A 6,936-nucleotide genomic window follows, 5' to 3' on the forward strand; every position below is an offset into this window, starting at 1 on the left:
GACTACCGGCGGACTCTGCGGGTGTACCTCGACTGCTTCGGCGACGTCCGGCGCGCCGCGGAGGCACTGCACATCCACGCCAATTCGCTGCGCTACCGGCTCAAACGGCTGGCCGACCTGGCGCCGCTCGATTTCGAGGACCCGGACGCCAGGCTGGCCGTGCAACTGGTTCTCGCCGCGACCCGGTCGCCCTGACTACCGGGCGTCGGCCGGCCGCGGCTGCCGTTCCCGCAGCGAAGCGCGCTGGATCTTGCCCGTCACGGTCTTCGGCAGGTCGGGAACGTAGTCGACGACGCGGGGGTAGGCGTGCCGGCCGATCTCCCGGCGCACCAGGTCCTTGAGTTCGGCGGTGAGGTCCTCGGACGGGGTGACCCCTTGGGCGAGGACAACCACGGCGCGCACCACCGATCCGCGCTCGGCATCCGGAGCCGCGACCGCCGCGGCCTCGAGGACCGACGGATGCGACGTGAGCACCGACTCGATCTCACCGGGGCCGACGTTGTACCCGGCCGTGACGATGACGTCGTCGTTGCGGCCCACGAACGACCACCGGCCGTCCTCGTCGAGCCGGACGACGTCCATGGTCCGGAACCACTCCGCCCGGACCAGCCGGGACTCCCACAGGTCCCCGGCGTTGGCGTAGCCACTCGTCAGCTGGTAGGGCGGCCGCCGAAGGACGATCTCGCCCTGACCGGGACCGTCGATGAACTCCCCGTCCTCGCCCAGCAGGCGCGCCTCCCACCCGGGGAGCACGCCCGACAGCGAGCCGGGAACCGTGCCGGTCCCGTCGGCTGCGAGATCGGCGAGCACCATGCCCAGCTCCGTCTGGCCATATCCGTCGCGCAGCGGCGCCTCCGTCAGCTGCCGCCACCGGGCGGCCGTCTCGGCGTCCAGCGGCTCGCCCGCACTCACCGCGCAGCGCACCGACGATGGGATGCCCCGCTCGCCGGCGACCGTGACGAGTCGGCGGTAGGCCGTGGGGACGGAGGTCAGGCACGTGACCTGCTCCCGTTCCATCACGTCCAGCCAGGCAGCGGGATCGAAGTCGCCCGTGTACATGACCCGGGTCACGCCGCGCACCATCGGAGCCGCGCCGGTGGCCAGGAGGCCGAACGACCATCCCGGGTCGGTGGTGGTGAACAGGACGTCGTTCTGATCGGCCGTCACGCTGTGGTCCAGCCAGGGCAGCAGCGAGATCACCCCGGCATGTGGGATGACACACCCTTTGGGCTCGCTGGTCGTCCCGCTGGTGAACATGACGACCGCCGTCTCGTCCGCGGCGGTGCCGACCATCGCCGTGACCGGATGGCCCGCTGCGAGCTCCGACCAGAAGTCGCGGTCCCCGTCGAGCAGCCCCTCCCCCTCGGCGCCGGCGACGGTGAACACCTGGATGTCGCGCCGCAGCGACGGGCGAGCGGCCTCTAAGACGTGCCGCCAGCGCCGGTCGACGACGACGGCGTCGACCTCGGCGGCGTTGAACCGCTGCGCGATCGCGTCGTGCCCGAACCCGCAGAACAACGGCACGTACACCAGCCCGGCGTGCCATGTGCCCAGCGCGGTGATCCACGCCTCGACCTGACGGGTGAGAATCGCCCCGACCTTCGCGCCGCGGCCGAGACCCGCCGCCACGAAGGCATCGGCGGCCCGGTTCGCTTGCTGGAAGAGGTCGTGATAAGTGTGCCGCTGCGAACTGCCGTCCGGCCTGCACATGATCAACGCGAGCCGGTCACGGTCGGCGGACCAGCGTCCGCAGCACTCGTGGGCCAGGTTGAAGCCCTGTTCCGGGTCCTGGTCCAGCGTATCCAGGACCCGCTTCCACTCGTCCGCGGCAGAGCTGCCGGAGTGTGCCACGTATGCCCCTCCTCAAAGCCGGGTGACGGCTTCGCCACCGCGGATCAGCGGGCGGCCGTTCTGGTCGGCGACCAGGTCGACCACGATCTCGTCGCCGTCGGTGTCACTGGCCGTTCCGCGTACGACGATCTCCTGTTCCGGGACGCCGAAATCGCGGAACTGCACCGCGATCCGGCGCAGGGCACGGGGATCACCGCCGGCCGCCGTCAGCACCGCGCGAGCCGCGATGCCCATCGTGTAGAGACCGTGCAGGATGTTGCTCGGCAGTCCGACACCGCGCGCGAACTCCTCGTCGATGTGAATGGGGTTGAAGTCCTTCGACGCCCGCGCGTACCGGTGCGGCAGGTCGCGGTCCGGGGTTACGGACAGGTCGAAGGTTTCGCCGGGTTTCATGTGTCCGCTCCCTGACCTGGTCGCGCCGAGCTGGCCCGGGGACGGTCGACCGCGACGCCGAGTCCGATCAGCTCCGCGATCTCCTGCTCGGCGAAGCCCCAGTCGGCCAGCGCGGCCTTGGTGTGCTCCCCCGGGGAGCACGGTGGCGACTGGATCGAGCCGGGCGTGCGCTCGAAGCGCGGGACGGGAGCAGGCTGCCGCATGCCGTACTCGGTCACGTAGGTCCCCCGCGCCTTGACGTGCGGGTGTTCCATCGCCTCGTCCACCGTGAGCACCGGGGCGAAGCAGACGTCCGTTCCTTCGAACACCCCGATCCAGTGATCGCGGCTCTCGGAGGCAAAGATCTCGGTGAGCTTGGCCCGCAGGCCGGGCCAGCGGGACCGGTCGTCCTGCGGCCACTCGGCGGGGTCGAGCCCCAGCCGGTCCAGGAGCAGGGCGTAGAACTGTGGTTCGATCGAGCCGATCGTGATGTACCGGCCGTCGGCGGTGGCGTACGAGTCGTAGTACGGCGCTCCCCCGTCGAGGAAGTTGTCCTCGCGATTGCCGCTCCACACGCCCATGTTCATGAACCCGACGATGGAGGTGAACAGCGCCGCGGTGCCGTCGATCATCGCGGCGTCGATGACCTGGCCCCGGTTCGACACGCCTCGTTCCAGCAGGGCCGCCAGCACACCGACGACCAGGACCATGCCGCCGCCGCCGAAGTCGCCGACGAGGTTCAGCGCGGGCGGGGGCGGCGTGCCCCGGCGCCCCATCGCGGCCAGCGGGCCGGCCAGCGCGACGTAGTTGATGTCGTGCCCGGCGGCCGTGGCCAGCGGTCCGGTCTGGCCCCAGCCCGTCATCCGTCCGTAGACCAGCCGGGGGTTGCGTTCCAGCACCGGTCCGGGCCCGAGCCCGAGCCGTTCGGCCACGCCGGGCCGGAACGGGTCCAGGAGGACATCGGCCTGGTCGAGAAGGCGCAGGACGGTCTCCTTGCCGCGTCGCACCTTGAGGTCCAGGGCGATCGAACGGCGCCCGCGCAGCAGCAGGTCCAAGTCGTGTCTCTGGTGCTCGCCGAGGTCGCCGTAGAGAGGCCGGTCGATCCGGACGACCTCGGCACCGAGGTCGGACAGCATCATCGCGGCGAACGGGGCGGGACCGATGCCACCGAGCTCGACGACCCGCACACCTCGCAACGGTCCGGACATGTCACCTCCGCATGACTAGCCGTCGGTGCGGCGGACGATCATCGTCCACCGCCCGTCGGCGACGGTCTCACCGAACTGGTTGACCGAATGGGACGAGAACACGAAGAACCGGAGGTTCTTCTTCTCGTGGACGTCGGCGATCGCTGCGGTGGTCGTTATGACGTCACCGTGGCAGACCGACACGCCGAACTCGAACTCCTGCCCGCCGTGGAGCATGTGCGCGTAGTCGATGCCCACGCCCGGGTCCAGCACCGCCGGCCCCATCCACTCGCAGTACACGACGGCGAACATCGGGGGCGCGACGACGTCGCGGAATCCCAGGGACCGGGCCACCTCGCGGTCGAAGTAGCAGGCCTCCTGGTGCCCGAGCACGGCGGCGAACTCCCGGATCTTCTCCATCCCGACCTCATACGTCCACGGCTCGAAGGTACGCCCGACCAGATCCCGATCGGTCATCTCAGCGCAGCCTCAGCACGCTCTTGCCGACGGTCTTGCGCGCCTCGAGGTCCTTCAGCGCCTGCGCGCCGTCTTCGAGCGCGTAGGTCGCGCCGACGATGGGCCGGACATGGCCTGCCTCGGCCAGCTCGTTGAGCTTCGCGCCGACGCGGCGGATCAACCCCGCGTCGTGGGGCACGAAGTGTCCCCACGCGACACCGACCGCGTCGATGTTGCGGAGCAGCAACCGGTTCGCCGCGATCTGCGGGATCCGCCCCTCGGCGAAGCCGATGACGAGAATGCGGCCGCCGGGCCGGATCAGGCGCAGGCTGGCGTCGAAACGATCGCCGCCGACCGGGTCGTACACGAGGTCGACGCCTTCGCCTCGGGTCCGCTCGGTGACCTCCTCGGCCCAGTCGCCGACCATGATCACCTCCTGGGCCCCGGCTTCCCTGGCGATGTCCGCCTTGCCCTCGTCGCTGACGACCGCCAGGACGCGGGCGCCGAGCCCGAGGGCGATCTGCACCGCCGCGGTGCCGACGCCCCCGGCGGCTCCGTGCACCAGCACCGTCTCACCCGCACGGAGCCGCCCGCGCTCGGCGAGTCCGAAGTAGGAGGTCTGGTAGTTGACCATCAGACCGACGGCCTCGTCGAAGCCCATGGTGTCCGGGATGGGTACGACCTTCGGCGTCGGCACCGCCACCGTCGCCGCGTAGCCGCCGCCGTGCCCGGTGAACGCGATGACCCGGTCGCCCGGCGCGATGCCGGAGTCAGCGGGTGCCGACCGCACCACCCCGGCGACCTCCAGCCCCGGCGCGAAGGGCGGTTCGGGCTTCACCTGGTACCGGCCCTGTGTCAGGAGCAGATCGGGGAACGTCACGCCCGCCGAGTGGACGTCGATGACGACGTCGTCCGGCGCCGGCGAGAGCCTGAGCGAGCCGATCCTGAGTGCGTCGGGCCCCGCCGGCTCGCTGACGACCAGCGAACGGACTTCCTCGCCCTTCATTGGCGCGTTCTCCTCACTCGGCATGCGAAACGTTCGTGGCGATCCTGCCCGGGCACGAGACGCCGTGTCTTCGTGCCAGGACCAAAAAGACCGGCAGGCCGTCTTGGCCGATACTCAAAACCCGGCGGCGGCGATGTGCTCGCGGAACCGCCGGACCAGCTCGACGGGCTGCTCCTCTGGCACCCAGTGGCCGGCCTCGCCGATGACGCCACCGGTGACGTCGTCGGCGAGCCGGCGCAGCGACTCGGCGACCTGCTCGCCCCGGCCCCAGCTCGTCGCCCCGCCCAGGGCCAGCACAGGGATCGGGATGCGGTACTCCTTGGCGCTGCGAGCGTTGTCCGCGGCGTTCCGGTCCAGCGCGCGGTAGTACTCGAATCCGGCTCGCAGAGCGTCGGGATCGGTGTAAGTACGCAGGTATTCCGCACGTTCGTCATCGGTGATGACGTCCGGCCGGTGCCCGTAGTTGTCGTAGAACCAGCCGAGGTAGGTCTCTTCCCGGCCCGCGACGAGCTTCTCGGGCAGGTCCGCCGTCTGGTGCAGAGCGTGGTGCCAGCGACGTCCGCCCTGACTGATGTCCGGGTTGCCGTCGCCCGGAATCGCGACGTCCACGACGGTCAGGCTCGCCAGGTTTCCCGGGAAGTGCGCGGCCAAGGCGTAGCCGACGATGCCGCCCCAGTCGTGACCGATCACGTGAAAGCGGTCCAGTCCGAGCCGTTCGCGCAGCAGGACCTCGATGTCGGCGGCCACCGTGCGGGCGTCGTAGCCGCCGGCAGGCCGCGACGAGTCTCCCAGACCGCGCAGGTCCGGCGCGACGACGTGGAAATCGTCCCGCAGGAGGGGGATGACCCGACGCCAGCAGTACCACGTCTGGGGCCAGCCGTGCAGCAGCACCACGGTCTCCGCGCCGGAGTCCTGGGGCTGCCCCGTCGTGACGTAGTGCAGCCGCACCTCGCCCAGCTCCGCGTGGTGGTGCTCGACGGTCGGCGCGCTCACCGGTCCACCTCCAGCCCGGCGGAACCCGGATGCGCGGTCTCCGGCGCCATCCCGAGGGCACCCAGCGATATCGCGGCGGTCAACGCGACAAACACGGCGATCGCGACGGTGGTGCCGAAACCTTCCAGAAGCGACATCGACACCACCGGAACCAGGCCACCGAGCGCCCCCGTCACCTGGTAGGCGAGCGAGGCACCCGTGTACCGGACGCGGGAAGGGAAGAGTTCCGGCAGGAACGCGCCCTGGGCCCCGTAGAGAATCCCCCAGAGGACGATGCCGACGGCTATCGCGGTGATGACGCCGGCCGGCGATGCGGTTCCGAGCAACGGGAAGAACGCGAACGCCCAGATTCCCATGAGGATCCCGGAAACCGCGTACAGGGGCCTGCGGCCGAAGCGGTCCGAGAGAGCGCCACTGCCGAGGATCACGGGAAGCGACAGCGCGGCACCGATGACCGTGCCGTACAGGCCGTAGGAGCTGGGGACTTCCCGCAGCGCCAGATAAGCGAGTGCGACGGTGGTGAAGACGTAGTAGCCGCCGAAGGAAACGACTGTCACCCCGATCGCGACGAGCAGTCGCCCGCCGTGTCTGCGGAGGGTCTCGGTCACGGGTGACTTCGCCATCGACCGCTCCACCTGGAGCTGCCGGAACACCGGTGACTCCTCGACCTGCCGGCGCAGCACGACGCCGAAGACGATGAGCACGACGCTGAACAGGAACGGGATCCGCCAGCCCCAGTCCTGGAACCCCTGCTTCCCGGTCAGGGCGACGACGCCCAGGACGACGCCATTGGCCAGCAACAGGCCGATGGGGCTGCCCAGTTGGGCGAAGCTCGTGGCCCTCCCGCGGCGCCCGGCACCCGCGTGCTCACCGATGAGCAGGACCGCGCCGCCCCACTCGCCGCCGACGGCCGCCCCCTGGAGCACGCGCAGGACGACGAGGAGGAGGGGTGCCCAGAAGCCGACCACCCCGTAGGTCGGCAGCAGTCCTATCAGGACGGTCGCCCCACCCATGATCGTCAGGGTCAGCATCAGCGTCCGGCGCCGGCCGATCTTGTACCCGAGGTGACCG

8 protein-coding genes are annotated in these 6,936 nt (G+C 70.4%); 1 reads left to right on the forward strand and 7 read right to left on the reverse strand.

The annotated features are described in order from the left end of the window. Window positions 1-195: helix-turn-helix domain-containing protein (locus ACTWQJ_RS43595; protein WP_443311937.1), on the forward strand; the 195-nt coding region annotated here is incomplete at its 5' end. Here the strand turns inward: ACTWQJ_RS43595 and ACTWQJ_RS43600 are convergent. From ACTWQJ_RS43600 to ACTWQJ_RS43630, 7 genes are all read right to left on the reverse strand, one after another. Continuing rightward, window positions 196-1,851 carry an acyl-CoA synthetase gene (locus ACTWQJ_RS43600; RefSeq protein WP_443311938.1) on the reverse strand — a complete coding sequence of 552 codons (1,656 nt, stop codon included), beginning with the start codon at window positions 1,849-1,851 and terminating at the stop codon, window positions 196-198. 12 nt (window positions 1,852-1,863) lie between these two features. Beyond that, window positions 1,864-2,244, reverse strand: coding sequence for a MaoC/PaaZ C-terminal domain-containing protein (locus tag ACTWQJ_RS43605; protein ID WP_443311939.1), 381 nt, complete (start codon window positions 2,242-2,244; stop codon window positions 1,864-1,866). Continuing rightward, the gene (locus tag ACTWQJ_RS43610; protein WP_443311940.1) at window positions 2,241-3,431 is read right to left on the reverse strand and encodes a CaiB/BaiF CoA transferase family protein; all 1,191 of its coding nucleotides are present in this window, start codon (window positions 3,429-3,431) and stop codon (window positions 2,241-2,243) included. The genes ACTWQJ_RS43605 and ACTWQJ_RS43610 overlap by 4 nt, the downstream gene beginning before the upstream one ends. Window positions 3,432-3,446: 15 nt before the next feature. Beyond that, window positions 3,447-3,887: an FAS1-like dehydratase domain-containing protein gene (locus tag ACTWQJ_RS43615; protein ID WP_443311941.1), complete on the reverse strand. Its 441-nt coding sequence runs from the start codon at window positions 3,885-3,887 to the stop codon at window positions 3,447-3,449. Between the two features lies 1 nt (window position 3,888). Continuing rightward, window positions 3,889-4,872, reverse strand: coding sequence for an NADPH:quinone oxidoreductase family protein (locus ACTWQJ_RS43620; protein ID WP_443311942.1), 984 nt, complete (start codon window positions 4,870-4,872; stop codon window positions 3,889-3,891). Between the two features lie 114 nt (window positions 4,873-4,986). Further along, window positions 4,987-5,865 carry an alpha/beta fold hydrolase gene (locus ACTWQJ_RS43625; RefSeq protein ID WP_443311943.1) on the reverse strand — a complete coding sequence of 293 codons (879 nt, stop codon included), beginning with the start codon at window positions 5,863-5,865 and terminating at the stop codon, window positions 4,987-4,989. Then, a partial coding sequence (locus ACTWQJ_RS43630) for an MFS transporter (RefSeq protein ID WP_443311944.1) occupies window positions 5,862-6,936 on the reverse strand: 1,075 nt, incomplete at its 5' end. The genes ACTWQJ_RS43625 and ACTWQJ_RS43630, both read right to left, overlap by 4 nt.

It is taken from the genome of Streptomyces sp. KR55 (genome assembly GCF_052245645.1).
Taxonomy (GTDB): Bacteria; Actinomycetota; Actinomycetes; order Streptomycetales; family Streptomycetaceae; genus Streptomyces; species Streptomyces flavusporus.

Bases quoted from the DNA above. Each gene is read 5' to 3' on its own strand.
- ACTWQJ_RS43605 (WP_443311939.1), bottom strand. From the start codon at position 2,244: ATGAAACCCGGCGAAACCTTCGACCTGTCCGTAACCCCGGACCGCGAC.
- ACTWQJ_RS43610 (WP_443311940.1), bottom strand. From the start codon at position 3,431: ATGTCCGGACCGTTGCGAGGTGTGCGGGTCGTCGAGCTCGGTGGCATC.
- ACTWQJ_RS43615 (WP_443311941.1), bottom strand. From the start codon at position 3,887: ATGACCGATCGGGATCTGGTCGGGCGTACCTTCGAGCCGTGGACGTAT.
- ACTWQJ_RS43620 (WP_443311942.1), bottom strand. From the start codon at position 4,872: ATGAAGGGCGAGGAAGTCCGTTCGCTGGTCGTCAGCGAGCCGGCGGGG.